The organism is Sphingomonas cremea (assembly GCF_021502585.1).
In the GTDB taxonomy this organism is placed as follows: Bacteria; Pseudomonadota; Alphaproteobacteria; order Sphingomonadales; family Sphingomonadaceae; genus Sphingomicrobium; species Sphingomicrobium cremea.
The window spans coordinates 203119-227928 of record NZ_JAKFGM010000001.1; the positions used below are offsets into that span (position 1 = coordinate 203119).

Annotated in this window: 31 protein-coding genes and 1 tRNA gene; 16 read left to right on the plus strand and 16 right to left on the minus strand. The window is 60.9% G+C overall.

What is annotated here, in order from left to right; translation table 11 throughout:
• Positions 1 to 73: 73 nt before the first annotated feature.
• From LVY65_RS01025 to LVY65_RS01045, 5 genes are all read left to right on the plus strand, one after another.
• Complete coding sequence (locus LVY65_RS01025) at positions 74 to 853, plus strand: SDR family NAD(P)-dependent oxidoreductase (protein WP_235066155.1); 780 nt, start codon at positions 74 to 76, stop codon at positions 851 to 853.
• On the plus strand, positions 850 to 1680 hold the full coding sequence (gene cysQ / locus LVY65_RS01030; RefSeq protein ID WP_235066156.1) for a 3'(2'),5'-bisphosphate nucleotidase CysQ: 831 nt from the start codon (positions 850 to 852) through the stop codon (positions 1678 to 1680). Before LVY65_RS01025 ends, cysQ begins: the two co-directional genes overlap by 4 nt.
• 396 nt (positions 1681 to 2076) lie before the next feature.
• Complete coding sequence (locus LVY65_RS01035; RefSeq protein WP_235066157.1) at positions 2077 to 2331, plus strand: hypothetical protein; 255 nt, start codon at positions 2077 to 2079, stop codon at positions 2329 to 2331.
• A gap of 138 nt (positions 2332 to 2469) precedes the next feature.
• Complete coding sequence (locus LVY65_RS01040; protein ID WP_235066158.1) at positions 2470 to 3003, plus strand: winged helix DNA-binding protein; 534 nt, start codon at positions 2470 to 2472, stop codon at positions 3001 to 3003.
• Positions 3004 to 3117: 114 nt separating this feature from the next.
• A complete protein-coding gene (locus LVY65_RS01045) occupies positions 3118 to 3819 on the plus strand; it encodes a S24 family peptidase (protein ID WP_235066159.1) in 702 nt (233 codons plus the stop codon).
• A 36-nt stretch (positions 3820 to 3855) separates the two neighbouring features.
• Here LVY65_RS01045 and LVY65_RS01050 read toward each other — a convergent pair.
• Positions 3856 to 3931 (minus strand) — tRNA-Val (locus LVY65_RS01050).
• A gap of 180 nt (positions 3932 to 4111) precedes the next feature.
• On the opposite strand from LVY65_RS01050, the gene LVY65_RS13415 reads away from it, so the two are divergent.
• The gene (locus tag LVY65_RS13415; RefSeq protein WP_408021953.1) at positions 4112 to 4519 is read left to right on the plus strand and encodes a PilZ domain-containing protein; all 408 of its coding nucleotides are present in this window, start codon (positions 4112 to 4114) and stop codon (positions 4517 to 4519) included.
• Positions 4520 to 4580: 61 nt separating this feature from the next.
• On the opposite strand, the gene LVY65_RS01055 is transcribed toward LVY65_RS13415, so the two are convergent.
• Together LVY65_RS01055 and LVY65_RS01060 are read right to left on the minus strand one after the other, a co-directional pair.
• On the minus strand, positions 4581 to 4883 hold the full coding sequence (locus LVY65_RS01055; protein WP_235066160.1) for a nickel-binding protein: 303 nt from the start codon (positions 4881 to 4883) through the stop codon (positions 4581 to 4583).
• A 137-nt stretch (positions 4884 to 5020) separates the two neighbouring features.
• A complete protein-coding gene (locus LVY65_RS01060) occupies positions 5021 to 5533 on the minus strand; it encodes a hypothetical protein (RefSeq protein WP_235066161.1) in 513 nt (170 codons plus the stop codon).
• Positions 5534 to 5827: 294 nt separating this feature from the next.
• Here LVY65_RS01060 and LVY65_RS01065 point away from each other — a divergent pair, with 294 nt between their 5' ends.
• The gene (locus tag LVY65_RS01065; protein WP_235066162.1) at positions 5828 to 6340 is read left to right on the plus strand and encodes a YybH family protein; all 513 of its coding nucleotides are present in this window, start codon (positions 5828 to 5830) and stop codon (positions 6338 to 6340) included.
• Between the two features lie 148 nt (positions 6341 to 6488).
• Here the strand turns inward: LVY65_RS01065 and LVY65_RS01070 are convergent, their stop codons facing one another.
• From LVY65_RS01070 to LVY65_RS01085, 4 genes are all read right to left on the minus strand, one after another.
• Positions 6489 to 6917 (minus strand): hypothetical protein, encoded by a 429-nt coding sequence (locus LVY65_RS01070; protein WP_235066163.1) that lies wholly within the window; start codon positions 6915 to 6917, stop codon positions 6489 to 6491.
• Between the two features lie 266 nt (positions 6918 to 7183).
• A complete protein-coding gene (locus tag LVY65_RS01075; protein WP_235066164.1) occupies positions 7184 to 7477 on the minus strand; it encodes a hypothetical protein in 294 nt (97 codons plus the stop codon).
• Positions 7478 to 7662: 185 nt separating this feature from the next.
• Positions 7663 to 9753 (minus strand): EAL domain-containing protein, encoded by a 2091-nt coding sequence (locus LVY65_RS01080; RefSeq protein WP_235066165.1) that lies wholly within the window; start codon positions 9751 to 9753, stop codon positions 7663 to 7665.
• A 141-nt stretch (positions 9754 to 9894) separates the two neighbouring features.
• Complete coding sequence (locus LVY65_RS01085; protein WP_235066166.1) at positions 9895 to 10458, minus strand: helix-turn-helix domain-containing protein; 564 nt, start codon at positions 10456 to 10458, stop codon at positions 9895 to 9897.
• 137 nt (positions 10459 to 10595) lie between these two features.
• On the opposite strand from LVY65_RS01085, the gene LVY65_RS01090 reads away from it, so the two are divergent.
• The 5 genes from LVY65_RS01090 to LVY65_RS13420 all read left to right on the plus strand — a co-directional run bounded on the left by LVY65_RS01090 (position 10596) and on the right by LVY65_RS13420 (position 14268).
• Entirely contained in the window at positions 10596 to 11504 is a 909-nt protein-coding gene (locus LVY65_RS01090; protein ID WP_235066167.1) for an IS1595 family transposase, read from the plus strand.
• A 302-nt stretch (positions 11505 to 11806) separates the two neighbouring features.
• Entirely contained in the window at positions 11807 to 11995 is a 189-nt protein-coding gene (locus tag LVY65_RS01095; protein ID WP_235066168.1) for a helix-turn-helix domain-containing protein, read from the plus strand.
• 226 nt (positions 11996 to 12221) lie between these two features.
• On the plus strand, positions 12222 to 12764 hold the full coding sequence (locus tag LVY65_RS01100) for a hypothetical protein (RefSeq protein WP_235066169.1): 543 nt from the start codon (positions 12222 to 12224) through the stop codon (positions 12762 to 12764).
• Between the two features lie 218 nt (positions 12765 to 12982).
• Positions 12983 to 13897, plus strand: a complete 915-nt coding sequence (locus tag LVY65_RS01105; protein ID WP_408021954.1) for an IS1595 family transposase — start codon at positions 12983 to 12985, stop codon at positions 13895 to 13897.
• A gap of 104 nt (positions 13898 to 14001) precedes the next feature.
• Positions 14002 to 14268 carry a DUF3892 domain-containing protein gene (locus LVY65_RS13420; RefSeq protein WP_408021955.1) on the plus strand — a complete coding sequence of 89 codons (267 nt, stop codon included), beginning with the start codon at positions 14002 to 14004 and terminating at the stop codon, positions 14266 to 14268.
• A gap of 299 nt (positions 14269 to 14567) precedes the next feature.
• On the opposite strand, the gene LVY65_RS01110 is transcribed toward LVY65_RS13420, so the two are convergent.
• Positions 14568 to 14714 carry a hypothetical protein gene (locus LVY65_RS01110; RefSeq protein WP_235066170.1) on the minus strand — a complete coding sequence of 49 codons (147 nt, stop codon included), beginning with the start codon at positions 14712 to 14714 and terminating at the stop codon, positions 14568 to 14570.
• On the opposite strand from LVY65_RS01110, the gene LVY65_RS01115 reads away from it, so the two are divergent.
• The 3 genes from LVY65_RS01115 (at position 14713) to LVY65_RS01125 (ending at position 16730) form a co-directional block, all read left to right on the plus strand.
• Positions 14713 to 15369 (plus strand): hypothetical protein, encoded by a 657-nt coding sequence (locus LVY65_RS01115; RefSeq protein ID WP_235066171.1) that lies wholly within the window; start codon positions 14713 to 14715, stop codon positions 15367 to 15369. The genes LVY65_RS01110 and LVY65_RS01115 overlap by 2 nt on opposite strands.
• Positions 15370 to 15495: 126 nt before the next feature.
• Positions 15496 to 15990, plus strand: coding sequence for a DUF6456 domain-containing protein (locus LVY65_RS01120; protein WP_235066172.1), 495 nt, complete (start codon positions 15496 to 15498; stop codon positions 15988 to 15990).
• A gap of 95 nt (positions 15991 to 16085) precedes the next feature.
• Positions 16086 to 16730, plus strand: a complete 645-nt coding sequence (locus LVY65_RS01125) for a glutathione S-transferase family protein (protein ID WP_235066173.1) — start codon at positions 16086 to 16088, stop codon at positions 16728 to 16730.
• A 53-nt stretch (positions 16731 to 16783) separates the two neighbouring features.
• Here the strand turns inward: LVY65_RS01125 and LVY65_RS01130 are convergent, their stop codons facing one another.
• From LVY65_RS01130 to LVY65_RS01160, 7 genes are all read right to left on the minus strand, one after another.
• Positions 16784 to 17164, minus strand: coding sequence for a hypothetical protein (locus LVY65_RS01130; RefSeq protein WP_235066174.1), 381 nt, complete (start codon positions 17162 to 17164; stop codon positions 16784 to 16786).
• A gap of 253 nt (positions 17165 to 17417) precedes the next feature.
• The gene (rplI, locus tag LVY65_RS01135) at positions 17418 to 18035 is read right to left on the minus strand and encodes a 50S ribosomal protein L9 (protein ID WP_235066175.1); all 618 of its coding nucleotides are present in this window, start codon (positions 18033 to 18035) and stop codon (positions 17418 to 17420) included.
• 12 nt (positions 18036 to 18047) lie between these two features.
• Entirely contained in the window at positions 18048 to 18272 is a 225-nt protein-coding gene (rpsR, locus tag LVY65_RS01140; RefSeq protein ID WP_119533295.1) for a 30S ribosomal protein S18, read from the minus strand.
• A 3-nt stretch (positions 18273 to 18275) separates the two neighbouring features.
• Positions 18276 to 18644, minus strand: coding sequence for a 30S ribosomal protein S6 (gene rpsF / locus LVY65_RS01145; RefSeq protein WP_235066176.1), 369 nt, complete (start codon positions 18642 to 18644; stop codon positions 18276 to 18278).
• Positions 18645 to 18789: 145 nt separating this feature from the next.
• Positions 18790 to 19617, minus strand: coding sequence for a nickel-binding protein (locus LVY65_RS01150; RefSeq protein WP_235066177.1), 828 nt, complete (start codon positions 19615 to 19617; stop codon positions 18790 to 18792).
• A 50-nt stretch (positions 19618 to 19667) separates the two neighbouring features.
• The gene (locus LVY65_RS01155) at positions 19668 to 20678 is read right to left on the minus strand and encodes a glycosyltransferase family 4 protein (protein WP_235066178.1); all 1011 of its coding nucleotides are present in this window, start codon (positions 20676 to 20678) and stop codon (positions 19668 to 19670) included.
• Position 20679: 1 nt separating this feature from the next.
• Positions 20680 to 22275: an alpha-amylase family glycosyl hydrolase gene (locus LVY65_RS01160; protein WP_235066179.1), complete on the minus strand. Its 1596-nt coding sequence runs from the start codon at positions 22273 to 22275 to the stop codon at positions 20680 to 20682.
• Positions 22276 to 22350: 75 nt separating this feature from the next.
• Here LVY65_RS01160 and LVY65_RS01165 point away from each other — a divergent pair, with 75 nt between their 5' ends.
• Positions 22351 to 23523: an aromatic ring-hydroxylating oxygenase subunit alpha gene (locus tag LVY65_RS01165; protein WP_235066180.1), complete on the plus strand. Its 1173-nt coding sequence runs from the start codon at positions 22351 to 22353 to the stop codon at positions 23521 to 23523.
• Here the strand turns inward: LVY65_RS01165 and LVY65_RS01170 are convergent.
• Positions 23462 to 24787, minus strand: a complete 1326-nt coding sequence (locus tag LVY65_RS01170) for an APC family permease (protein WP_235066181.1) — start codon at positions 24785 to 24787, stop codon at positions 23462 to 23464. The two genes, LVY65_RS01165 and LVY65_RS01170, sit on opposite strands and share 62 nt — an antisense overlap.
• Positions 24788 to 24810: the final 23 nt, after the last annotated feature.

Genomic DNA, 24810 nt, shown 5'->3' on the forward strand with positions numbered 1-24810 from the left:
AGGCGCAGCGATTTGTTTTTTTGGCCCTTCGGGCGTCTGGGCCCCGGCCTTCGCCGGGGAACAAGGAGGTAGAATGAAGATCGACGGAACAGCAGCAGTCGTCACCGGCGGCGCTTCGGGACTGGGCGAGGCGACGGCGAGGGCGCTGGCCGCCAAGGGCGCCAAGGTCGCCATCTTCGACCGCGACGCCGACAAGGGCGAGAAGGTCGCGGCCGAGATCGGCGGCATATTCTGCGAGGTCGACGTAACCAGCGACGAGAAGGTCGCGGCCGCCTTTGAAAAGGCCCGCACGGCCCATGGGCAGGAACGGATCCTGGTTAATTGCGCGGGCGTCGCCAATGCGGCGAAGACCGTCGGCAAGGACAAAGCCACCGGGGAGCTAAAGCGCTACCCGATGAACCAGTTTGAGCTGGCAATCGGCATCAATTTGATCGGCACCTTCCGCTGCATCGCTTACTCGGCCTACGGAATGGTCTCGGCCGATCCTCTGGAGGACGGCGAGCGTGGAGTGATCATCAACACCGCTTCGGTCGCCGCCGAGGACGGACAGATCGGGCAGGCGGCCTATTCGGCGTCGAAGGGCGGCGTGCTGGCAATGGCGCTGCCGATCGCGCGCGACCTGATGAACGACGGGGTCCGTGTGAACACCATCCTCCCGGGCGTGTTCAAGACTCCGATGGTGGCGATGATGCCGCCCAATGTGCAGGACGCGCTGGCGGCGCAGGTTCCCTTCCCGAAGCGCCTCGGCCAGGCCGAGGAATATGGCCGGCTGGCCGTGTTCATCGTCGAAAATACTTATTTGAATGCCGAGAGCATCCGCCTCGACGGCGGCATCCGGATGGCCCCGCGTTGATCTCCGACGAAAAGCAGCTGGTCGAGGTCCTGGTTGTCACCGCCCGGGCGGCGGGGGCGGAGATATTGCGGCTGGTCCAGGCTGGCTTCGAGATCGAAACCAAGGGCGATCAATCGCCGGTCACCGTCTGCGACTGGGCGGCGGAGCAGGTCATCCTCCGCGCGCTGGCGGCGGCCGCGCCGGATGTGCCGGTCATCGCCGAGGAAGAAGTCTCTGCCGGCCGGATCCCGGCGCATGACGATACCTATTTCCTCGTCGACCCGCTCGACGGGACCAAGGAGTTCGTTCGAGGCGGCGACGACTACACCGTCAACATCGGACTGATCGCAGGGGGTCAGCCAAAGCTCGGGGTGGTCTACCAGCCGGCGATCGACAAATTGTGGGCCGGGCTGGTCGGCGACGGAGCGTTCGTCGAGGTCGGGGGAAGCCGCCGGCCGATCCATTGCCGGCCGCTGGGCGTCGAGCGTGCGGCGATTGCCTCCAAGTCGCATTACAACCAGGCGACCGACGATTATCTCGCCGAGGCGATTGGCGTCTGCGACCATGTTTCGGTCGGTTCGAGTCTCAAATTCTGTGTCGTCGCGGAAGGCAAGGCCGACATCTACCCGCGCCTCAGCCCGACCAGCGAATGGGACACCGCCGCTGGCCATGCCGTGCTGCTGGCTGCGGGCGGACGGGTCGATGGGCTGGATGGACTGCCGCTCGCCTATGGCAAGCCCGCCTTCCTCAACCGGGGCTTTTGCGCGACGGCGGGCTGGCCGGCGCCTCCGATCGGACCGTTCATGGATGAATTTTCCGGGGGCGGCGAGCTTCCCCAAGGGGTCTGATCGGAAGGCCAGGAAGCGCCAGCGCGGACCGGCCATGTCGATCCTACCAACCTGTCGTCGGCCAGGTCGGCACGCTTGAGCTGCTGAAGCTCCGCCCGGAGCTCAACCAGTCGCGGGCGCAGTCGAGCGGTATCGATATTGCTGACACCGTCGGCAATGAGCTGCGTCACAACACGCTCGGCGTCGCCGAGGGCAGTGGCCAGTTCATCGGACCAGCGAGCTCGAGCGATCGCGCGAGAGGTTGGATATCGGTTCATCATGCAGCCGCCATTGGGGAATGGCGATTATCGCCCGGTATCAAGGTGCTCCATTTCGGAGGCATTTCGGGCTGACATTGCCACGTTTTCGGCGCTAACAACCTCCTGCTCGGTTCATTTCGTCGCGGAAGTGGTGATTATGAATGCGAGCGCTTATCAACTTTCGTCTGGCCTCGACCAATATGGCAAGCCGCCTGTCCTGATTGCGGCGTCGTCGCAGCCGGCCGCGGTACGTGCGGTCCAGGCTGTCGAGCAGGCGGGGTTCCCGGTTTTTGCACTGCCGATTGAGGATGCGATCCCCAGATTGGGCACGCAGGGCAACGCAAGCGCGGTGTGGATCGAGATTGAGGAGGATGGCGGCGATATCCTCGATCGGCTGCTTGATCGAGTTTAGGCGGAAGTCGGCACTGGCCGGTTTCCCGCGATCGTCTCTGCACCGGCGGCGCTGGTCGATCCGATCGCTGCTCGAATTCACGAGCCATCCATCGAGCTTCTGTTCGATCCAACGCCGACCGATCGATGCGCGGCACTGATGCTGGTGACCGCACTTGCGCGCCAGGAAAATGTCGCGGTGAACGAAGATATTTCTGCTGAGCCAAGCACGGTTCGCCTGCGCCAATTGTCCGACGAAGTCAGCAGGATCGCGGCGACCCTTGCACGGCTGTCGATAGGGCCGGAGGCAACCAGGATCGAAAGGCCGCAGGCCATGGCTGGCGAAGCCGCGCCGGTTTCGCTGGACACCGTGCGGCAGGTGATCCGGGCGCGTCGCCTGCGCGCTCGATTCTTCGACGAGGAACTGCTCGCCGATCCCGCGTGGGACTTGCTGCTCGACTTGCTGCAGGCCGAGATTGCCCAGCATCGCGTACCCGTCTCGTCGCTCTGCATCGCAGCTTCCGTGCCGGCAACGTCAGCGCTTCGATGGATCAAGACCATGACTGACGCCGGGCTCTTCAAGCGCCGTGCCGATCCCCATGACGGTCGCCGGGTGTTCGTGGAACTGGCACCCTCTGCCAGCGATGCGATGCGCCGCTATTTCGCCGAAGTGGGCAGGGTCGCGGTAATTTAGATGCCCCGTCATTCCGCCTTTGCCTTGATCGTCTGTTAGATAAATCGGACTAGGGTTATTGCGTTCCCGGAACAATCTGACTTTGATCCAAAATGGACAAATTTGGATAGGCTGATGTCGAACGACGGGACCCAGCTCATCGATGATCTCATGCGATTCCTGCCGAACGGGATGACGGCGAACAGCTGGGCAGTGAAGGCCGGCGTCAGCCGGACGATTTGGGCCGATATCAAGCGTCACGGAAATCCGTCGCGCCGCACCCTGGAAAAGCTGATGACGGCCGTCGGATCGTCGCTGGCGGAGTTCGAGGCGCTTCGCATCGGTGCTGGGTCGCTACTGGCCGAGCATATTCCGGCAATCGGCGTCGGCGACGCCCGCCGCGGGGCCTGGCGGCCGGCGCCCCTGGAGCCAATTCCGCTGTATGAGGCATCGAAGGCTGGGGAATGGGGAGTGCCTGGCTCTGGGATCGAACTGACCGAGTTGAGCGAAAAAATCGGTGACTGGCTGCCCCGCCCGGTCGGCCTGGCCGGCGATGGCGATGTTTATGCTGTGCCAATACCGGGCCAATCGATGTGGCCCAGGTTCCGGCCGGGCAGGCGATTGCTGGTGTCGCCCGCTGCCCCCGTCGAAGTCGGTGACGATGTCCTGGTGCGGCTGGTCATGCGCAAGGGTCGGCAAGGACCGGTGCTGATCAAGGAATTGACGCGGCGATCGGCAGGCCATGTCGAGCTTCGGCAATTCAATCCCGACATCAGCTTCAGGGTCGGATCAGCCGAAATAGCATCGGTTCACAAGGTCGTGGGTGAGGCGATTTAGAAGGCGCGCGTGCCCCATGCTCTGACTGAGTGGGGCTGGTGGGCGCTGACGGGCTCGAACCGCCGACCCTCTCGGTGTAAACGAGATGCTCTACCAACTGAGCTAAGCGCCCGCTCTTCGCGGAAACCGCGCCACTGCCACGGTCGCAAAGCGGGGGCAAGTCCGGCGGCGTCCGCAATGCAATATATGGCCGTCCAATGACCGCAATGGGCGGCAAGCGGACGCTGGGTCGCGGCAGCCGCGATCTGTTGATCCTAATCCGTTCTTAATCAAACCAATCTATACTGCCCGAATGGCCGACGCCCGCCCTGACCGGCGCAATGCGCCCCGGAATGACGACCCCGAGCTTCGGGGACGGAGAGCCGAGCCGCGCGCACACCTTGAATTGCCCGCTTCCGTTGAAGCCCTCGACGGCCATAACTCCGTCAGCCTTCTCGACGTTTCCCGCTCCGGGGCCCGGCTGCAAGCAGCTGCCTTGCCCGCGGCGGGAAAGGACGTCGTCCTAAGGTGCGGCGCGATTGATACGTTCGGTACGGTGGTTTGGAACGTCGCCGGACGATGCGGGGTGCAATTTGAGGAGCCGATTAGCAGACAGGAGCTTATTGCGCTTCGAGCCGTCGCGGTTGCGATAGAAAGTTCCGGAATGACGCCCGAAGAGTTGCAGGCCACGGCTGACTGGGCAAATGGCCTGGCTCGATAATATGCCCGCTCTGGGTGGAAAGCGGACACTCCCTCCTTCACGTCATTCCCGCGAAAGGAAGTTAAGTGCGGGGCGTCTCCGTCTCCGCTTCGATCCTGGTGGCAGGCCCGGCCACCTGGTTCACTTCGCAGATGCTAAGGGGTGGGGCCAGGTCCCATTGCTCGATCAGGTCCCACAGCACCTGTTCGCTGGGCGCGCGAAAAACACAGTAGCACTTGTCTTCTGTCAGGTAGCTTTGAATCCATTCGACACCGGGTGCGACGCCGTGGAGCGCCGAACAGGACCTGCGCACCGACTGGTCCCGCTGAAAGGGGCTTAGCCGGCCCAGGCCAGGCATGCTCTTTTCGATGACGAACTCAGGCATGGCGCGCCTCCACACGTCTCATTGCCGGATTACCACATCCGTCGGCTAATGTCCGCAATGGTGGAAAGCGGTCATTGGGAACCGCGCCTGAACTACCGAGGGCTGTACCGACGCGGACCGCAGTTCTTGCCTGGCCGTCAGCCCCGCTCGCCCCCTGGTTGCTGCACGGGGGGTGGCGGTCCCTGGCAGTAGCCCCCCACTGGAATCGGGGAACCGTCCTGGCATCGCGGTGTCACGGGTGCCGGTGCCGCTGGCGGCGGAGGCGGCGCTTGGTTGGGATAGCCGTACCGGTAAGCACGACTTTGCGAAACGACCGAGCCGAGCAGGAACCCTAAGATGCCCGCGCCAAGGCCAATCCATACGCCGTTGTCGTTGTCGTGGTGGTCGTGACGGTAATACCCACCGTACCCATAATAGCTGGGATAACCGACATACCCGCCATAGGGCCGATAACCGCCATATCCTTGGTAGCCGTAGTAGGCGGGATAACCGCCATACCCGTATCCACGCGCATAGCCCCCTCCGTAGCCGCGCTGGTAGCCAGCGCCTCGACCATAATCTCCTCCGCCATGACCTCCTCCGCGATGGCCTCCACCATAGCCACCGCCGCCATGGCGTTGAGCAATCGCCTCGTTTGGCAGCGCAATCATTAGACCCGCCAAAACCAAGGCCAGCTTATTGGCCATTCCGCTAGACACAGGGCACCGTCCTTTCTGCGCTTGTCTGGGTGCGGATGGACTGAAGGCTGATCGTCAGACCCGGCCCAGACACAAGCTCATTGCGCCCTTGCGCCCCGGTCGCGGCAGTCCACAATCAGGAGATACCCTTATGTCACTGCATTGAGGGCGGGGGCTAATGGCCGGAGTGGCGGAAAGCGGACAGTGGCGATGTGACGCGATGCGCGTTAACCGTGCTATGGCGAGGAAGAGCGAGAGGAGGTCCCAATGACGAAAACGCTATTGCTACTTTCTGTCACAGCGCTGCTGCTGCCCGCGTGCCAGGCAGGCGAGAAGTCCGGAAAAAACGTCGCCGAAGGGAATGCCGCCGCCGCTGTCAACGTTGGCGCGGATGAGCAGGCAATCCGCGGGCAAGTCGATCGTTGGCTTCAGCTCGTGAAAGCCAAGGATGCTGCAGGGATTGCGGCACTCTACGCCGAGGACGGCGCGGTGATGCCACCCAATGCGCCGATCGGCAAAGGACGGACCGCGATCCAGCAAACCTGGGCATCGATGATGGAGACGCCCGGCTTCGATCTGACCTTCGTTCCGGAGCAGATCATTGTGTCGTCGTCGGGTGACATGGCACTCGATCGTGGGACGTATAAGCTAGCGGTTGCGCCCAACGGCACTGCGCAGACCGACACCGGCAAGTACGTGGTCGTTTGGCGGAAGATCGGCAGCGAGTGGAAAGCCGCTGCGGACATCTTCAACAGCGATCTGCCAGCCAGCGGAGGCTAACGGCTGCGGGGCCCCGCATCGTTGCCAGAGGCCTGTGCGTCATAATTGCGGATCGCCGTTTGGAACGTAACTGACGACGAACGCCGGCGGCCGGCTACTGTAGGGCCCAATGACCGCAATGGGTCAAAAGCGGACATTAAAGGATACTCTACTGCCCGATGGACCAGGACAGGTTATTGTAAAGCATCACTGCGGAAATCCAGCCGATTGCGAGCGCGTGAATCCACATCCGCGGAGTGAGGGTGGCGATGACTGCCATCGCGAAGTTGATCATTGCTGGCCCAGAAGCTGCCATCAGCCGAGGGATGCCCAGAGACCAATGATCCACCCAGTAAAAGAGAATGTAGCCGCCAAGGGTGGCCGTCATCAGCGACCACAGGTGAACGCGGGACCATAGGTAAAACTGCTTCAGGTCGATGCCGCCTTCTGGAATTTCATCAGGCAGGGCAGCTGCCATCATCAAGAAACTTAGAACCAAGATCAGAAACCTGGGGAGGAACGAGGCGATCGATTCCGATGTAACATTGCTAAACCAGCTAAAACTCCACCACCAGATAACCAAGGTGACCAGCAACATGAGAGCCGCGAGGGAAGGCGTGGCCCAGTGCCACTTCACCCGCCTTCCGCCTCGAAGCAGCCTATGGAAACTGGTAAGAAGGTCCGCCACGCCGAGACCGATAATTATCGCGACAAACGCTAGCACAAAGTCAGCTATCGACATTGAAAGCCCCCATGTCGAAGCAGCCTTGCACCTTAGGATAACGACCGCAATGGCGGGAAAGCGGTCGTAATCGCAATGCCTAGAAGGCGTCTATCTCAAGAACCGGAAATTGCAGCGGGCTGTCAGGGAATGAAGCTGCAGACGATCATTTTGTTGACGACAGTTGGGGCGACCTTGTTTACGAACTGCGCCCGCATCGCCGGATCGTTACGCAGCGCATCGCCTACCTGGTCCTTTATCGCTTCCTGCTGAGCTGATTGCGGGGCTAGGCGCTCCTGGGCCAAATCCGCGCATGTCGCGCTATTGTATTTCTGAACAAGCCTGGCCGCTGCTGCGTCGAGCAGCGGATAGCTGGATGGCGCCGAGGCTTGGACGGCTGATGCAAGTATAAGGGCTGAAATCGTCATCGCGATCATCCTAAATCTCCTTATCGGAATAAGGGACGCGATCAGATTGCTCCCCCTTTGTGAGACCTAGATTTGACGCCCGGTCGATCCAGTTCAATCCGGCAAGTTACCTAGTCGGATGCAAGGGATCAGGGGCGAGAGTGCCCGGGGTCGGGAATGACCGGAATGGCTCGAAAGCTGCCACCAATTCCGTGTCAGCCCGCCTGAGGGGCCTCGCCTGCCGTTAGATAGTGCGAGGCCAGGGCAGTTGCCGGCTTCGCTACTGGCTTCGCCGGCTGCAGCAGCTTGAGGTTGAATTTTTCCTTGAATTGCACCCCGAATTGCATGCCCTTGACCCATCGGATCGTCGCATCGACGAGCCCGCCGGCGGCAAAGTCGAGCCGGATTTCGGCACCGACCGGAAGCTCGTCACGGCATTCGACCAGGGCGCCGCCGCTCGAGATGTTCCTGAGGCGCGCGCCCTTGACCTGGCCGTCATAGTGGAGAAGCGCCGCCCTGATGATCCGGACGCGGGTTTCTCGGGCCCTGGTGAATCCGTCCGGCTTCACCGGGCTCGCCTTCGCCGCCAGCTCCAGCGCCTCGTCGGCCGGCATCGGCTTGCCGAAGATATATCCCTGGACCAGGGAACAGCCGAGGTTCCTGACCAGCAACAGCTCGTCCTGGGTTTCAACACCCTCGGCCGTCGTCTGCATCTGCAGATCCGACGCCAGGCCGACCATGGCACGGATCAGGGCCGCGTTCCGGCTCTCCGGATCGGATGCGCCGCGCACGAAGGACTGGTCGATCTTGATCTTGTCGAACGGCACCCGCAGCAAATAGCTGAGGCTTGAATAACCGGTCCCGAAGTCGTCGAGCGCAAGCTTCACGCCAATCTTCTTCAAACTGTCGATCATGTCGTGAACATGCTCGTCGTTGCTGAGCAGCACGCCCTCGGTAATCTCCAGCTCCAGCCGCTTGGCCGCGAGCCCGACGTCGCTCAACACGGACCTGACGGTGGACGGAAGCGCATGCGCCTTGAACTGGACAGGCGACAGGTTCACCGCGACCGACACCTGCTGTGGCCATTTCACGGCCTCGGCGCAGGCCGTTCGAAGGACCCACTCGCCGATCTCGTTGATAAGGCCGATTTCCTCGGCCAGAGGGATGAATAGGGCCGGGCTTACCGGGCCGTGTTCGGGATGATCCCATCGGATCAATGCCTCGAACCCGGTGACGGCCTCGCTCGACGCGTCGACGCTGGGCTGGAACACGACCCTCAACTGGCCCTTCTCCAGCGCGACGCGCAGGTCCGATTCCATCAGCTGCCGCTCACGCGCGGCCTCGTGCATTTCCGGCTCGAAAAAGCGGAACGTGCCTTTCCCCGCGGCCTTGGCGGCATATAGGGCAAGGTCGGCATCGCGCATCAAATCGTCGGACGTGCGATCGTCATAGTCCGAAGTGACGATGCCGACCGACGCACCGATAGATACTGCGGTACCGTTGATGGTGTAGGGCCGCGACAGGCTGTCGATGATCGCCTGCGCCAGATCCGACAGTTCCTTCTTGTCGGATGTAGCCGGCAGCACGACCTCGAACTCGTCGCCGCCGAGGCGCCCGACTTGCCCCAGCTTGCTGACCTCGTCGCGAAGCCGCAGCGACACGAGCCGGAGCAGCGTATCTCCCGCCGGGTGGCCCAGCGTGTCGTTCACCGCCTTGAAGCGGTCGAGATCCAGCAGGAATACGGAGCAGCGGTGCTTTCTTCGCGCGGCGCTGACCAGGGCGTCGTCGAGTGCGCGGCGCAGGACTTCGCGATTGGGAAGCCCGGTCAGCGAATCCTGGCGTGCAAGCCGATCGAGTTCGACCTCCGACTGCCGCATCTTGGTCAGGTCGGACGCATAGCCGCGAAACCCGAAGAAGCGGCCGACCTCGTCATGGATGGGCCGGCCCGAAATCGACCACCAGATCTCGCTCTTGGTCTTTGCCCGGACGATAAGGTCCTGGAACGCCACGTGCGAAGACAGGTAAAAGCCAAGGGTCCTTTCCGATGTTCCTCCACCGTCGGATGCCTCCGACAGGATCAGGTCCGTGAAAGAACGGCCGATCAGGTCATTGGACTCCCGTCCCAGCGCGCGGGCTACGCTATCGCTGATGTAGGATAGCGCTCCATCGCGGCTGGTTTCCCAGAACCAGCCTTTTTCGCTGTTCTCAAACTCCTGGATCAGGCCTTCCGCGCGGACAGACTCCGGCCGCGACTCTTCCTGGGCGGAATTGCCCCCTGTCCTTAGAAAATGGCGGATCGGTCCCACACGCACTCCTTGTCCGCGTCCAGCCATGCACGGATGTGGTTTAAATTCGGTTAGGTTTGGGGATTGATTTGCCGGGGGGTGGGCGTCGGCCGGCAGGCTCCAATGACCGCAACGGGTCGAAAACGGAAAACAGGCTAAGGCCTATATCGCCCGCACCAGCCGCACTGCTACTGCTGCCCATGCCGGGTCGGCGACGACACTCTGTCTGCCGCCGGCGCCTGGCGGCAGGAGGTGCAGCTTGCCGTCCTCGCGGCCGATCAGGCGGCCGAACAGGAAGCGGCCCGCCGGACGCGGAACGAGGATGTCGCGGTTGAGCGCATGGGCGAAATCCTCGGGCTCGATCCGTTCCAGCCAGATCTCGTCGCCCGCGCGATAGTCTCCGCTACTGGCCGAAACCGTCATCGCGATTTGTCCGGCGCCAACCTTGGGCGGCACTACCAGCGCCTGGCGCTTGGGTGCGGCCGCGCCGTTGCTGCCAAGGATGGCGACGACCGGAAGCTCGGCCCTCTCGGGATGGTCGACTAGGTCGGATGCATCGACACCCAGCGCGGTCGCGATGCGGTTCAGCCAGCCGACCGATACGGTGCGGGTCCCCGTCTCCAGCCGGCCGATCGTCTGCGGCGTGGTTGGCGGTTTGCAGGCCTTGGCAACCTCATCCAGCGTCATGCCGCGTGCGCGGCGCACTTCGCGGATCCGTGTGATCATGTCCGGGCTTTCTTCACGATATGAACCCAAATGGTTTTTCTGCTGTCCTACAATTTCGCCGTTATGGCAAGAGGCGGGCATTTATATACTTGACAAAACATCGTCTCGCTGGCACTAAGTCAGCAAGAGGAACGGCAATGACATTCGATCTCACCAATCCGGTTTTCAGCGACGCCGAAAAGGCCCGCGAATATCTCGAAAGCCTTCATTGGCCGGATGGGGCCGTTTGCCCTCACTGTAATCTGATGAACAACACCAAGGTTGGTGGCAAAACCGCTCGCCCTGGCCTCTATATGTGCAACGCTTGCCGCAAGCAGTTCACCGTCACGGTCGGGACCATCTTTGAGGATAGCAAAATCCCGCTCAACAAGTGGCTGCTGGCCTTCCGCCTTATCAACGGCGGTAAGAAGGGCATCAGCGCCAACGAGATTAAGCGGCACCTCGGTATCAGCTACAAATCGGCGTGGTTCATGATGCACCGCATTCGTGAAGCGATGCAGGATGACGGCTCTCCGCTTGGCGGTCCCGGTAAGGTAGTTGAGTCCGATGAAGCCATTGTTGGCGGCTTCAAGCGCAAGCGCCTGTCCGGCAAGATTGCCCCCAAAAAGAAGATCGTCACGCTAGTCGAGCGCGGCGGCTCTGCCCGCTCATTCCACATCACCAACATCACTCATAAGAACGTGCGTCACGCTCTAGTGACCAGCGCGCACCGCTCGTCTGTCCTAATGACGGACGACGCCCGCTTTTATAACAACATCGGGCGCGAGTTTGCCGAGCATCACACGACGCTTCACAGCAATCGCGAGTTCGCCAAAGCTGGCGGCATTCACAGCAACACCGCAGAGAACTTCTTCTCAATCTTCAAGCGCGGTTTGGTTGGCACTTACCATCACATGAGCGCCGCCCATTTGCACCGCTATCTGGTCGAGTTCGACTTTCGCTATAACACCCGCAAGGTTTCAGATGCGGAGCGCACCGAAGAGGCATTGAAAGGTGCGCGCGGGAAACGCCTCACCTATCGTCAACCTAGCAGCCTCGCAGCCTAAATACTCCCTAGCGCCGCCCTTCATTGGCGAGCGCCGAAAGCGCTGGACACGTTCCTAACTTGTTCACGGTGAACGAGCAGGGAACAAGACTCGACTTTTTGGCCGTTTTGTGGTAATATAAAAATAGGGCGTCTCCCGACTCGTAATCGGGGACGCCCTGTGTTGATCAGCAGTGTTTCGGAACGGTCCGCTGATCGGTTTGTGAGGCTTGAAGCAAGCCCCGCGTGACAACGTGGTTATGCTTCATTCCAAGCAAATTTGCAAGGGCCGTTCTCCTTTTGTTTTGAAGGAGATACGGTAAAATGAAGCGTAAAAACTCAAATCATGTGACCGCCGAGATGGCCGCCAAGATCAAATATCTGGTCGGCGTGATCGGCCTGTTCCAGCATCAAGCGGCTGCCATTCTCGGCATCAATCAAGGCCGCGTTTCCGAGGTCATGAGCGGTAAGCGCCACGGCGGGATTCCGCCGCAGCTTTCGTTCGACTTCTAGGAGCGGGAGGGGGCGGCTTTCGGGCCGCCCTCTTTTGACCGCCTGTTTATCTCTTCATTGCTGATCGGCGGCGTTGCCAAGGCGCGGCGGATTAGGTCATCAAACTCCGGTCCGGGAGATTGTAATGAGTCAGCGTCACAAGTCGAAACGTGGGCCGAAGGGGACGGGGAAGCCAGATCCCTCGAAGGACCGCGCCGTCCACGATGCGGCGAGGGGGAAGAAGCAAATGACATTCGAAGACCTCGCCAGAATGGTGCCGTCCGCAGAGATACTAGACCAATATTTCCAACACATCGATCACGAAAGCGACAGGGGCGCTGCCGTGATGGTCGCGGCTCTCGTTGAGAGGGCCTTAGAAAACCATCTGAGATCCAAACTTCATGATCCCGGTGATGGCACACAGGATAAATGGTTCTGCGGCATCAACGCGCCCTTCCGAACCTTCTCAGCAAAGATCAGCCTGGGCCGCGCACTGGAAATCCTTGATGCAGACGTCGAGGCGATGCTGGTGCGCATCAAAAACATCCGCAATCTATTTGCACACGGGATGATCCCGCTCGACTTTACCAACCCGACTATTGCCGCCGAATGCTCTCACTTGGTCCCTAAACCCGTAGTCGGCCTCGGCATACCTATGCGGATGGCATTCGCCACATCCTGCATCACTATCGCGCGCCTCCTAGGGATGACGGAACTCTTCCGCTCAAACCTCGGCGATACGGCTGGGAACGGCCAAGGCCCTCTCCAAAAGGCCCCTACTCCAAGCTAGGGAATCTGGGCTTTTGCGATCGAGCAGCGCCAATGAGCGCGCCGCTGACTCAAGCATGGATGGTGTAATTGCCTCATTGGTTAGTCGCCGGCCTGTCTCGGTTTTCATAACGAATCAGCCCTTGTTTTGTAAAGTATATAAGTGCCAAGAGGCGGGCAATTATATACTTTACTTAGCAGTCCGTTTGGGGCATAAACTGCTTCACAAGGAGCAGTCCCGTGAACGTCAACATCACCGACCCCATTTTCCACAATGAAGCGAAAGCGTTAGCGCATATCGAAGCGCAGCGTTGGCCGGACGGCGAACCGATTTGCCCGCATTGTGGCTCTACGCACATCACCAAAATGGGCGGTAAAACCCAAGCCGGAATGTTCCTTTGCAATGATTGCCGCGACAAGTTCACGGTGCGAACCGGAACGGTCATGGAGCGCAGCCATATCCCGCTTCACAAGTGGTTACTGGCAACGCACCTTATGGCCGCTTCAAAGAAGGGCATGAGCGCGCTTCAGATGAGCCGTATGCTTGGCATCACCTACAAGAGCGCTTGGTTTCTCTGCCATCGTATCCGCGAGGCAATGGACAAAGCCAACGATACCGGCCCGCTTGGCGGCCCCGGTAAGGTGATCGAGAGCGACGAAGCCTTTGTCGGCGGCTTCAAGAAGAAGCGCCTGTCAGGCAACGTTGCGCCGAAGAAGAAGATCGTCACGCTGGTCGAGCGTGGCGGTCCTGCCCGTTCGTTCCACATCACCAATATCGACCACACGACCATCCGCGCCGCGCTGGTCACCAATTGCCACCGTTCGTCGGTCCTGATGACCGATGACGCTCGCTTTTATAACAATATCGGTCGCGAGTTTGCGGCTCATGGAACCACGCTTCACAGCAACCGCGAGTTCAGCCGTGGCGACGGCCACCACAGCAATACCGCAGAGAACTTCTTCAGCATCCTCAAGCGTGGCGTTATCGGCACCTACCATCACTGGAGCGCTGCCCATACGCACCGCTACCTTGCCGAGTTCGACCTTCGCTATTCAACCAAGGATAAGTCAGACACTGACCGCGCCAACGACATTCTCAAGGGCATGGAAGGCCGTCGCCTGACCTATCGGCGGATTGGTTTGCTCGCCGCCTGATTATTATGAGGCACCGCCTGAAATCGGTGAACGCCGTAAGCGCTGGACTCGAAGCTGACTTAGGTTAGCTTCGCGCTGCCGAATCGCCATGCGGAGTATGCATTATGGCGAAGCATCAGATTACGTGTGTGACGCTGGACGGGCCGGACTCCAATCGGACGATTGATGCCGTTGGCGGACCCCAATTCGGAATCTGGCCAATTGCGAAAGCAATCGCCTGGACTAAGGCAGGCCATGGGTCTTGGACCAATGTGAATGGCAATCCTGCGCCGGTGTTTCGTCGGGGCACTCCTCTGACTGGCGAGTATCTGACAACATCGCCAGACGGCTATCTGCCCAACAATCTGCTGAAGCTAACGCCTTGCCCGTAAGGAATGCCATCGGCGACGCCGAGATTGTGGGATCAAGCGCCCATGCAAGCGCGGATTGGGCTGCATAGATTTCAGGATATCGCGGGTTTCCGACGCCACAATCTAGCGCCCGATTCAGACGCGCCAGCTCTCGTTCTATAAAGCCCATACGGCCTCCAGTAATTATATACTTTTAAAGCAGGGAGAGTGAAATGACCGACAGTTATGCAAACATGATCGTCAACGAGCTTCGCAAGATTGCCTCGGAGCTGCATCAACTCCGCCTCGCGGCAGAGCGCGCAGCAAGGAAATAGGCCCTGCTACTTTGCCTTGGGAGCGCCGCGCTTAGGTTCGGCGCTCTTCTTGTGCGGCTTGTGCGGGGTCGCCAGCATCACTTTGAGCGTGGCCTCGGCGCGCGCCCTAGTCTCCTCTTCGGAGTAGGTTTCACTCTTTTCGGAGTCTGACATGAAAGCCTCCACGACAGGCGAGCTTTACGCTGCATTTATGCAAGAGATCAAACAGCGCATCGGTAAGGTAGAGCGGATCATCGTAGAGGTGGCGCATAGGCCTGAGGGCGAGGAGGCCAGCTATCTAGTAGAGTTGGCGCACCTACAAATTAGGTTCATCTGCGAGCTGACCGCGCTTGCATCCCTGGCCGCCCATAACTCTTACGGGATCAGGAAGGATCTGCTCAAGAAGTGGCATGCCGACATAATCTTCGATGAGTTGGAACGAATTAATCCGCACTCGTTTCCGGTTCCCGTTCGAGCCACGGTTGGACCCGATGGGGTCTATCAATTCCAGCCCGCGAAAGAACGCAGGCTGAGCCGAGCACATCTAAAGCAAATATACGGAAATTGCGGACGCCTCCTGCATCGGGGCGTCCTTAAACATACATTGCAAGGCCGCGAGCGAACATACGACCTGAATCAAGTGGCCGCGTGGCTGAAGCAGCTATACGGGCTGCTCGCGGAGCACATGATCTTGCTGCCCAAAGAGCAGCAAGTCCTTATGGTCAATCTTATTGATGGCGAGGGCGGGCGGGTTCAGGTTGCGAAGGCTGTTTCAGACGGACCGTTCGCAGTATCTCCAGACTTCCGTCTAGGCCACAAAGACCCTTAACGCGGACCACCGCGCCGTCATAAAGTGATGCGCCGGCCTGTCCTGTTTGGTTATAGCGACTCATTGGCTGCTCACTCAAGTATATAATTGCCAAGAGGCGGCGACTCGCAATTGATAGGAGCAGCCATGACCAAGGCGTCGACTTCCCCCTCCCGCCTGCTTGCCGAAAGGCCGGTCGCGGGCGATGCGGCCGCTCCCGCAAATAAGCGTCCGGCGCGCTCGGTCACCGTCAATCTGACCGAAAGCCCGTTGGGCTGGCTGCTCGCGCGCGGCCATATCAGCCGGCGGCAGTTTGACGCGGGTGAGCAGCTGCGGACGGACTGGGAACGTGCGCAACTGGCGCCTCGGGTGACGATGGCCTGGGATGCCGCGCCGGTCGCTCGAAGCCGCGGCGGGGCCGTCCGGCAGCCGGATATGAGCGGCGCGCAGCTTGACGCGCGGCGCAGGTTCGAAAGTGCCGTGGCCGAAGCCGGGCCGGGACTGGCCGACATATTGTGGCGGGTAGTTTGCGCCGGGGAGGGGATGCGCGACGCGGAGACGGCGCTCGCCTGGCCGGCGCGGGCCGGAAAGGTCGTGCTGGGGCTGGCGCTTGACCGGGTGGCTGCGTACTACCGCCTTTGACCCGCAAAGTTCGTGAAATTGGCGCCTCATCCCGAGACTTTTGTGAACTTAGTGAACTTAAGCACCGGGCAATGCGGCCAAGCAGGAGTATCCAGATGATCCTTTATGGTTCGACCATGTCGCCGTTTGTCCGCAAGGTTGCCGCATATGCCGCGGAAAAGGGCATCGAACTCGACATCCAGCAAACTGGCTTTCCAAATCACACTCCGGAATTCAGCGCCGCAAGCCCGTTCAAGAAGATGCCGGCGCTGGTCGATGGCGATTATAGCCTCGCCGACTCCAGCGCGATCATCCACTATCTCGAGGCCAAATTTCCGAAGCCCGAGCTGATCCCCGCCGACCCGCGTGAGCGCGGCCGGACGATCTGGTTCGACGAGTTCGCGGACACGTTGCTGTTCGCGTGCGGGGCCAAGATCTTCTTCAACCGCGTAGTGGCGCCGCGCTTCCTCGGCCGCGATGGCGACCTTGGGGCGGCGGAGGTGGCGGAGCGCGACGAGTTGCCGCCGCTGCTCGATTATCTTGAAGGGGTCATTCCGGACAGCGGCTTCCTGGTCGGCGACCGGCTGACACTCGCGGACATTTCCGTGGCCGGCCCGTTCGCCAACTTCGGCCATTGCGGCGTGGCGATCGACGAGGCGCGCTATCCGAAGACCATGCGCTATGTTCGCTCGATCCTGGCTCGCCCCAGCTTCGCCCAATATGTCGAGCGAGAAGCAGCCTTCCTCGCCAAGACCGCATAAAAATAGGGCCGCGTATCCGGAGATGTGCGGCCCAAATATTTGATTCGTAGGGTTTATTTTCCTTCGGACGTGCCCTCGTCGTCCTTGTCGACCAGCTCGTTGCTGGTGTCGCGCTCGCCCTTGGATCCGACGAAGCCGCCTTCGACGTCGCCTTCTTCCTGCGACTGCAGCGAAGCGCCTTCGATGTCGGTGCGCTGTTGGGTCGCAGTCTCGCCCTGCAAACCCTCGTCCGGGCTATCGGATTGCTGGGACTGGCCCAATTCCGGCTGCTGCCCTTGCTGCGCGGTTTCAAATTGCCCTGATTGAGCCTGCTGTTCGCGCTGTTCGCTGGTCTCAGGCTGCTGGGTGTCTTGGCCGGTCGGTTGCTTTGGCGACTGCGCCTTGGTGATGTCGGACTCTTGATCCGTCGGCTTCCGGATTTCGCGATCTTCCATACTGGCTATCCTTCTCAAATACCTTCCCCGCGCTCGTATTGGATAACCGGCAAGGATTGCCCGCGTTCCGCGCCCTACGAGCGCAATGCGATGAATTGAGACGGGTGTCGGGAAGCCTACACAAGCGTTGGCCCGATTCCGCCATTTCGCACCCGAACCGGAAATGCGATCCTGCGACGAGCCGATGCGGCGGCCAAGAAAAAGCCGCCGGGCGCGAACCCGGCGGCCAATTCTCTCGACGAAGGATGAGGAACTAGGCCTCGTCGCTTTCGCCTTCGGTCGTCGCGGCAGGAGCCTCGGCGGCCGGTTCTTCAGGAACGGTGCCTGGCTCAGCGTTGGGATCGAACGCTTCGGTAAAGCCGGCCTCTTCGCGTTCGAACATCGACGCCATCACGTCGACGCCCTGCGCCTGCAGTTCGGCTTCCTCGGGCGAGCGGGCAACGTTGACCTTGACCGTCACCGCCACCTCGGGGTGGAGAGCGATCTTCACCTCGTGCATGCCGATTGCCTTGATCGGGCGGTCGAGCACGACCTGGCTCTTGGTGACCTTGGCGCCTTCGGCTTCGAGCGCCTCGACAATGTCGCGGGCACTGACCGAGCCATAGAGCGCGCCGACGTTCGACGCCTGGCGGATCAGCTGGACGGTCTTGCCGTCGACGCCCTTCGAAGCCTTCTCGGCTTCGCTGCGCTTCTCGGCGTTGTCGGCCTCGATCTTGGCGCGGTTGGACTCGAAGACCTTCTTGTTCGCCTCATTGGCACGAAGGGCCTTCTTGTTCGGCAGAAGATAATTGCGCGCGAAGCCGTTCTTGACGGTGACCACGTCACCGATCTGGCCGAGCTTCTCGACGCGTTCGAGCAGGATGACTTCCATCTCTAGCTCTCCTTACTTTACGACGTACGGAAGCAGGCCGATATGGCGGGCGCGCTTGATCGCCTTTGCCAGCTCGCGCTGCTTCTTGGTCGACACCGCGGTAATGCGGCTCGGGACGATCTTGCCACGCTCCGAGACAAAGCCCTGGAGCAGGCGGACGTCCTTATAATCGATGCGGGGCGCATCCTTGCCCGAAAAGGGGCAGCTCTTGCGACGGCGGAAGAAGGGGCGTGCCATTGGTTAGACCTCCATCTCGTCGCGGCGGGGGCCACGGGTGCGCTCACGGTCCTGCTTGCGCATCATCGCCGACGGGCCCTTTTCATGGGCGTCGACACGGATGGTCATGAAGCGGATCACGTCTTCGTTGATACCGGTCTGGCGCTCCAGCTCGGCCATTGCCGGAGCCGGGGCATCGACGTCGAGCATGACGTAGTGCGCCTTGCGGTTCTTGGCGATGCGGTAAGCGAGGCCGCGCAGGCCCCAAGTTTCAGTCTTGACCACCTTGCCGCCGTTGTCGGCGATAATTTTGGTGGCGTTTTCCGCGAGCGCATCGACCTGGGCTTGAGCCAGGTCCTGGCGCGCGAGGAAAACATGCTCGTAAAGCGGCATGTTCCATGCACCTATGTTTGGCCGATCGCTGACGTCCGCACCGTGCGAAACGCCCCTCCGGCTGTCGTTCAAAACAAGCAAGGCGGCGGGATTACCCGTCGCCCGGCTGGCGCGCCTATGGCTCAGTGGGTGTGCAAAAGCAAGATCAGCAGGTGATTTCGACGGCGTGAGTATGCACCGGCGTCAGGAATCCCTTGAGCTCGCGATGGCCGGCGTCGGCAAATTGGAGCCCCTTGCCCAGGCAAAGGTCAGCGATGACGCTGGAGACGAGGACCTGGCCCGGCTCGGCACTGGCACATAAGCGGGCGGCAAGTTGAACGGTCGATCCAAACAGATCGTCGTTGTCCTCCACAGGTTCACCCGCACTGATGCCGATGCGTACATTGACATCGTAGCCATCGTTTTCGCCGTTATGCTCCTTGAATCCTGCCTGGATCTGGCAGGCGCAGCGCACCGCGCAGCTGGCCGAATTGAACGCCGCCATGATCCCGTCGCCGGTGTGCTTGACCTCTCGCCCACGGTTACTGCTGAGGGCCTCACGGACTATCCGGTTATGGACGTGGAGTAGGTCCATCGCGGCAACGTCTCCGAACTGCGAGGCGTGGTCGGTAGATCCCACAACGTCAGTGAACATCACCGTCCGGACACCGGGATCGCGCTTGCCGGATTCCGGTTCGACGGCGGCACCGGCTTCGTTGATCTCGGCGGTGCCCATGAAACCCTCGATCAGGTCGGGATCGACCTCGATCAATTTCTCGGCGACGAAACCATGTGCTTCCCTGTGAACGCAGTGCGCGGCTTCGGCCGACGGCGCTTCAACCAGACAAAACAGCTTTCCGCAGTCCTGGTTGAACCAATACTTAAGATACTCGACGTCGTGATTGGCCTGGACATCCATGTCGGCCAGATGTGCCTTGGCGATATCTTGCGCCGTGGCGCCGTCAACGGTGTGAATGTCCATGTAAAGCGGCATGACTCGCCTCCTCCGCGCAGCGACTGCATACATGAAATCGAGGCTTGGAGTCAGTTTTCGAGCAGGTTTCGATACAGAGCCTCATATCGAGCCGCCATGTGATCGACCGTGAAGCGTTCGGCGACCAGGCGACGACATGCCGATCGATCGAGTTCGCCAATCCGATCGATTGCCGCCACTGCCTCTTCGAAGCTGTCGACCAGGAAGCCGTTTACGCCATGCTCGATCAATTCCGGCATCGAGCCGCGACGGTAGGCGATGACCGGCGTTCCGCAGGCCATCGCTTCAATCACCGAAAGGCCGAATGGTTCTTCGAAATGGATCAGATGAAGTAGCGCTCGAGCCTCGCCGAGCGCGCGCGTTCGCTCCGCGCCACCCAACACTCCTCGATACTCGACATGTTCGCCATCAATGAAGGGAGCCACTTCAGCAGCGAAATAGTCGGCGTCCTGGACGATGCCGGCCATGACCAGCTTTCGACCAACCCTATGCGCAGCCCGCACCGCTTCTCCAGCACCCTTGTCGGGATGGAATCGGCCAAAGAATAGCAAGTCATCGCTGCCGGTTGGGTTGAAGGGAAATTCGTCGATCGGAATTCCGTGATGGATCGTCGCGGCATAGGTGAGGGATGGATGGCGGTCGGCACCGCTGATCGCAACATAGGCCGATCGATCGTTGTAGCGCTGGAATACCGGCAAAATGGATGGCGAAGAGAAGCCGTGGATGGTGGTGACGATCGGCGTGTCGGTCATCCGCGAGAAGATCAGCGGCATGAAATCGGCCTGGTTATGGATCAGGTCGAAATCGCCCGCCCGCTCGAAAAGATGCGCGATGTGCAGCGCCTCCCACACCTTGGCATTTAGCGACGTGTCCTCGGAATAGCCGCGTGGCGCGACGCCATCGAGCTTTCCGCTGGTGACGCTGTCGAGGGTTGCGAACAGGGTGACGTCAACTCCTCGTGCGACCAGCGCCTCGGTCAGGAGGCTGGTAACCAGTTCCCATGGCCCATAGGCGCGCGGCGGGGTCCGCCAACTGATCGAGCTAAGCATCGCAATGCGCATGCTAGGTGCCCAACCGAAGTATCAGGCCCTCATCGGGGCGAAGCCAGCCATCGGGCGGCCGGCTTCCGAGAGTCGACAAGATCAGGTCGCCAGACCCCAACCCGTCGGGCAGGCAGCGCTCGGTACCGGACAGGTTCAGTAGGATCTGCAGACGGGAAGTGCCATGGCTCCGCTGATAAGCAAGGATATGCTTGCTTCCTTCCGACAGCAGAATTGAACCAATGGAAAGCGCGGGCTCCGATCGTCGCAGCTGCAGCAGCGCACGGTACAGTGAAAGCATTGAGTTGGGGTCGGTTTGCTGAACCGCAACATTGCGTGTCCGCCAATCCATATGCAGCGGGAGCCAGGGTTCGGCGGCGCTAAATCCGCCATGGGGTGAATCGTCCCAGGCGATGGGCGTCCGCGACGGGTCGCGCCCGAGGCCGATCCCCGGTTCACGCAATTCCTTTGGGTCGTGCACGCGGTCGGGTGGGATAATCACATTGCCGATGCCGATCTCATCTCCCTGGTAAAGCGTCGGCGTTCCGCGAAGCGTAAGGAGCAGCATCGCGGCAATCCGCGCCTGCGCCTCTCCTAGCCTGGCAGCGATGCGGGGATAATCGTGGCTGGCGATGACCCAGTTGGGCCAACCTCCAGGTGGGAGCGCGGCTTCATATTCGGCGAACATGTTGCGAAGAAAACCGGCGTTCCACGGAGCTTCGACCAGCTGGAAATTGAACGGCAAATGCACGCCCGGTCGATCGCGACCGTAATATTCCATCATGTCCGCGACGGGCAGGACGATCTCGCCAACCAATAATCTGTCGCCGTAGCTGTCTGCTAGCGATCGGAACTCGGCGGCCAGCTCATGCACTTCCGGTTGGTTTGTGGAATGGAGCTGGCGCAGCTTGAGCTTCTCGCCCATTTCCGGCCGGTAGTCGGGATTGACCGGATTGTCCGGCAGCCCTTCAGCCTTGGCGATGTGCCACAGGACGTCGATGCGGAATCCGTCGACGCCGCGGTCGAGCCAGAAGCGAAGTACGTTGTACATGGCGGCCCGCATCTCAGGGTTGCGCCAGTTGAGGTCGGGCTGTTCCTTCAGGAAGGCATGCAAATAATATTGCCCAGTTGCCTCGTCAAACGTCCAGGCAGAGCCACCAAAATCGCTGATCCAATTGTTGGGCGGCCCGCCATCGGCAGCTGGATCGCGCCAGATATACCAGTCGCGCTTGGCGCTATCGCGAGACGACCGGCTGTCCCGAAACCAGGCGTGCTGGTCGCTGCTGTGATTGGGAACGAAATCTAGCAGCACTTTGAGACCCCGCTCATGTGCCGACGTGAGCAGCCGATCGAAGGCGCCAAGCGTTCCGAATAGCGGATCGATGCCGCAATAATCCGCCACGTCATAGCCGAAGTCGGCCATCGGTGAGGGGAAGATGGGGGACAGCCAGATGGCGTCGATGCCGAGCGTCGCGAGATAGTCGAGCCTGCGTTCGATGCCCGCCAAGTCGCCAATTCCATCGCCGTCGCTGTCCTGAAATGAGCGCGGATAGATTTGGTAGATGACGCCGCTCTCCCACCAATGGACGAATTGCGGAGAGGCGGATGTGTCGGTCATTGCTCGCTGCAACGCGGGGCGGACGAGTCGGTGCCGAGATTGCCGTCGCGGCCCTCTCGTGGCAAAGGTCGCCGCATGGCGACGCACCTCAAGAGCATCCAACCCACGCCCGACCCGCTCGATGACATGAGCTTGCCGGGTTGGCTTTATTTCGATCCCGAATTTCTAGAGGCAGAGAAACGAGCCTTCCTGCGCGCGACGCCGCAAGTCGTCTGTCATGAGAGCGAAATTGCCGAGCCGGGTGAGTGGCGATCGCTCGACTATCTGGGCGAAAGCGTGATCGTCATTCGCGGCGACGATGACGAAGTTCGCGCCTTCACTAATGTGTGCCGGCACCGCGGCTCGCGGCTGGTAGACGGAGAGGCAGGCTGCGCCAAGGTGCTCACCTGCCCCTATCACGCCTGGAGCTATGCTCGCGATGGTCGGTTGGTCGGCGTTCCGCATCGGACCGAATATCCGGGTCTGCAAACCGAGCAACTGGGCTTGGTGCCGGTCGCGCTGGAACGATGGAGGGGTTTCCTGTTCGTGGCGCTCGAGCCGGGCGCACCATCGGTCCACGAAATGATGGCGCCGTACGAGCATGAGGTGGCGCCCTATCGGTTCGAGGATTTGCGAGCGATCGGGCGCGTCACGCTCCGGGATCGCGATCTCAACTGGAAAACGATCGCCGATAATTATTCAGACGGGCTGCACATCCCGGTCGGACACCCTGGCCTCACTAGGCTGTTTGGACGGACTTATGCGATCGAGGCGCGCGAGCATGTCGATCGGATGGAAGGTGAGCTTCGCGAGGACGAATCATCGAACCCATCGGAACGGGCCTATCAACGATATTTGCCGGAGGCCGAGTACCTGCCGCCATCGCATCGCAAGAAATGGCTCTACTACAAGCTATTCCCCAACGTCGCGTTCGACATTTACCCGGACCAGGTCGATTTCATGCAGTTCTTGCCGGTGTCGGCAACGAAATCGGTGATCCGCGAGATCAGTTACGGGCTGCCCGACAACCGGCGGGAAATGAAGGCGGTCCGCTATTTGAACTGGCGTATCAATCGGCGGGTCAATGCGGAGGACACCGAACTGATCACCCGCGTCCAGCAGGGCATGGCCAGTCCGACATATGTTGCCGGGCCGCTGGGGACGAGCGAGGTGTGCCTTCGTTCGTTTGCGCAGAAGCTCCGCCGGCTCATTCCAGAGGCGCGGCTGGAGCAGCCTCCGGCACCAGGCTGGAGCCAGCGATCGAATTGAGTCGATGCATGGTGGCGCGGACGACCAACCCAGCCGCCAGCAGCACCAGGCACCAAAGCCCGGCTTCCAGGCCGATCCCGTAAGTCGCGAAGGCCAAGAATAGCAGGCCAGTTGCAATGACCGCTCGTGCGACCCGTGTGGGGCTGAGCTTCCAGGCGGCCAGCGCGCTCGCGAAATAGAGGGCAATGATCGCCGCGGTCGACAAAAGGATCATGAACGTGAACAGATTGGCAGTGGCACGATTGCTGTTTGCCAGCAGGATCAGAATAGTCAGGCCCGATCCGACGACCTGGGCCACTACCGGAGTGTTGATGCCCCGCGTTTTGGCCATGATGACCGGCAAGTCGCCGCGCAGCGCCATGGCATAGCCCAGTTCGCCGGTAGCGAGGATCAACCCATTGAGGCAGCCGATCGCACTGATCGCAATGGCCAGTGCGGCGAAGGTGGCGACGCCATGCCCCCAGCGGGATACCAGGGCATCGGCAAACGGGGCCGGCGAAGCCGCGACGACACTTGCCGGCAAAAGCAGCTGGATGCTGGTTCCCGCCATTAAATAAAGAACGACAACGAAGGCCGTGCCACTGATCAGCGCGCGCGGAATCGTGCGGCCCGGGTCGCGGACCTTGCCAACCGGCGTAGTGGCGCCCTCGAAGCCGGTGAATGCGAAAAAGGTCAGCGCGGTGGCGGCGGCAACACTGGCGACCGTGATCGGCATAGTTGGCAACGGTTCGTAAGTGCCACCGCTCGCGCCCCGTTCCAGGAAGAGCCAGATCACCGCCAGCAGCGGCAATAGCTTGATTGCCACCGTCAGGAGCGACAGTCCGCCGGCAGCTCGCACACCGATGGCGTTGACGGCCGTAAGTAGCACGACAAAGCCGATGGCAACGGGAACAACCTGGTCCTTCGCGCCGAAATACAACCCGGCAAAAGACAAGGCCGACGCCGTTCCGACCGCAACGGACGCCTGTGCCACCCAGTTGGAAACCCAGAATGCCCATGCCACGAGGAAGGCGATTTTTGGACCGAATTCGCGTTCGATATTGGCCTGAATGCCATCGCCGCCAAGGCGCGACAGCCGGGCCATCGCGAAAACGACGCACAGCACCCCAACACCGCTGATCAGCCAGCCGATCAGGACATTTCGGCCCAGTGGAGCCAGGCTCACCGGAAGCAAGAAGATTCCCGATCCGATGATCGTTCCGACAACCAGCGCGGTAGTCATCCAGATGCCGATTGTTTGAGGCTTGCCGGCGTGGTCGTCCATGCGTTCCCCCTCAACCTTGGCAA

Coding starts and splice junctions, on each gene's coding strand:
- LVY65_RS01025 (WP_235066155.1), top strand. CDS start 74: ATGAAGATCGACGGAACAGCAGCAGTCGTCACCGGCGGCGCTTCGGGA.
- LVY65_RS01035 (WP_235066157.1), top strand. CDS start 2,077: ATGAATGCGAGCGCTTATCAACTTTCGTCTGGCCTCGACCAATATGGC.
- LVY65_RS01040 (WP_235066158.1), top strand. CDS start 2,470: ATGCTGGTGACCGCACTTGCGCGCCAGGAAAATGTCGCGGTGAACGAA.
- LVY65_RS01045 (WP_235066159.1), top strand. CDS start 3,118: ATGTCGAACGACGGGACCCAGCTCATCGATGATCTCATGCGATTCCTG.
- LVY65_RS13415 (WP_408021953.1), top strand. CDS start 4,112: ATGGCCGACGCCCGCCCTGACCGGCGCAATGCGCCCCGGAATGACGAC.
- LVY65_RS01055 (WP_235066160.1), bottom strand. CDS start 4,883: ATGCCTGAGTTCGTCATCGAAAAGAGCATGCCTGGCCTGGGCCGGCTA.
- LVY65_RS01060 (WP_235066161.1), bottom strand. CDS start 5,533: ATGATTGCGCTGCCAAACGAGGCGATTGCTCAACGCCATGGCGGCGGT.
- LVY65_RS01065 (WP_235066162.1), top strand. CDS start 5,828: ATGACGAAAACGCTATTGCTACTTTCTGTCACAGCGCTGCTGCTGCCC.
- LVY65_RS01070 (WP_235066163.1), bottom strand. CDS start 6,917: ATGTTGCTGGTCACCTTGGTTATCTGGTGGTGGAGTTTTAGCTGGTTT.
- LVY65_RS01075 (WP_235066164.1), bottom strand. CDS start 7,477: ATGATCGCGATGACGATTTCAGCCCTTATACTTGCATCAGCCGTCCAA.
- LVY65_RS01085 (WP_235066166.1), bottom strand. CDS start 10,458: ATGATCACACGGATCCGCGAAGTGCGCCGCGCACGCGGCATGACGCTG.
- LVY65_RS01090 (WP_235066167.1), top strand. CDS start 10,596: ATGACATTCGATCTCACCAATCCGGTTTTCAGCGACGCCGAAAAGGCC.
- LVY65_RS01095 (WP_235066168.1), top strand. CDS start 11,807: ATGAAGCGTAAAAACTCAAATCATGTGACCGCCGAGATGGCCGCCAAG.
- LVY65_RS01100 (WP_235066169.1), top strand. CDS start 12,222: ATGACATTCGAAGACCTCGCCAGAATGGTGCCGTCCGCAGAGATACTA.
- LVY65_RS13420 (WP_408021955.1), top strand. CDS start 14,002: ATGGCGAAGCATCAGATTACGTGTGTGACGCTGGACGGGCCGGACTCC.
- LVY65_RS01115 (WP_235066171.1), top strand. CDS start 14,713: ATGAAAGCCTCCACGACAGGCGAGCTTTACGCTGCATTTATGCAAGAG.
- LVY65_RS01110 (WP_235066170.1), bottom strand. CDS start 14,714: ATGTCAGACTCCGAAAAGAGTGAAACCTACTCCGAAGAGGAGACTAGG.
- LVY65_RS01120 (WP_235066172.1), top strand. CDS start 15,496: ATGACCAAGGCGTCGACTTCCCCCTCCCGCCTGCTTGCCGAAAGGCCG.
- LVY65_RS01125 (WP_235066173.1), top strand. CDS start 16,086: ATGATCCTTTATGGTTCGACCATGTCGCCGTTTGTCCGCAAGGTTGCC.
- LVY65_RS01130 (WP_235066174.1), bottom strand. CDS start 17,164: ATGGAAGATCGCGAAATCCGGAAGCCGACGGATCAAGAGTCCGACATC.
- rplI (WP_235066175.1), bottom strand. CDS start 18,035: ATGGAAGTCATCCTGCTCGAACGCGTCGAGAAGCTCGGCCAGATCGGT.
- rpsR (WP_119533295.1), bottom strand. CDS start 18,272: ATGGCACGCCCCTTCTTCCGCCGTCGCAAGAGCTGCCCCTTTTCGGGC.
- rpsF (WP_235066176.1), bottom strand. CDS start 18,644: ATGCCGCTTTACGAGCATGTTTTCCTCGCGCGCCAGGACCTGGCTCAA.
- LVY65_RS01150 (WP_235066177.1), bottom strand. CDS start 19,617: ATGCCGCTTTACATGGACATTCACACCGTTGACGGCGCCACGGCGCAA.
- LVY65_RS01155 (WP_235066178.1), bottom strand. CDS start 20,678: ATGCGCATTGCGATGCTTAGCTCGATCAGTTGGCGGACCCCGCCGCGC.
- LVY65_RS01160 (WP_235066179.1), bottom strand. CDS start 22,275: ATGACCGACACATCCGCCTCTCCGCAATTCGTCCATTGGTGGGAGAGC.
- LVY65_RS01165 (WP_235066180.1), top strand. CDS start 22,351: ATGGCGACGCACCTCAAGAGCATCCAACCCACGCCCGACCCGCTCGAT.
- LVY65_RS01170 (WP_235066181.1), bottom strand. CDS start 24,787: ATGGACGACCACGCCGGCAAGCCTCAAACAATCGGCATCTGGATGACT.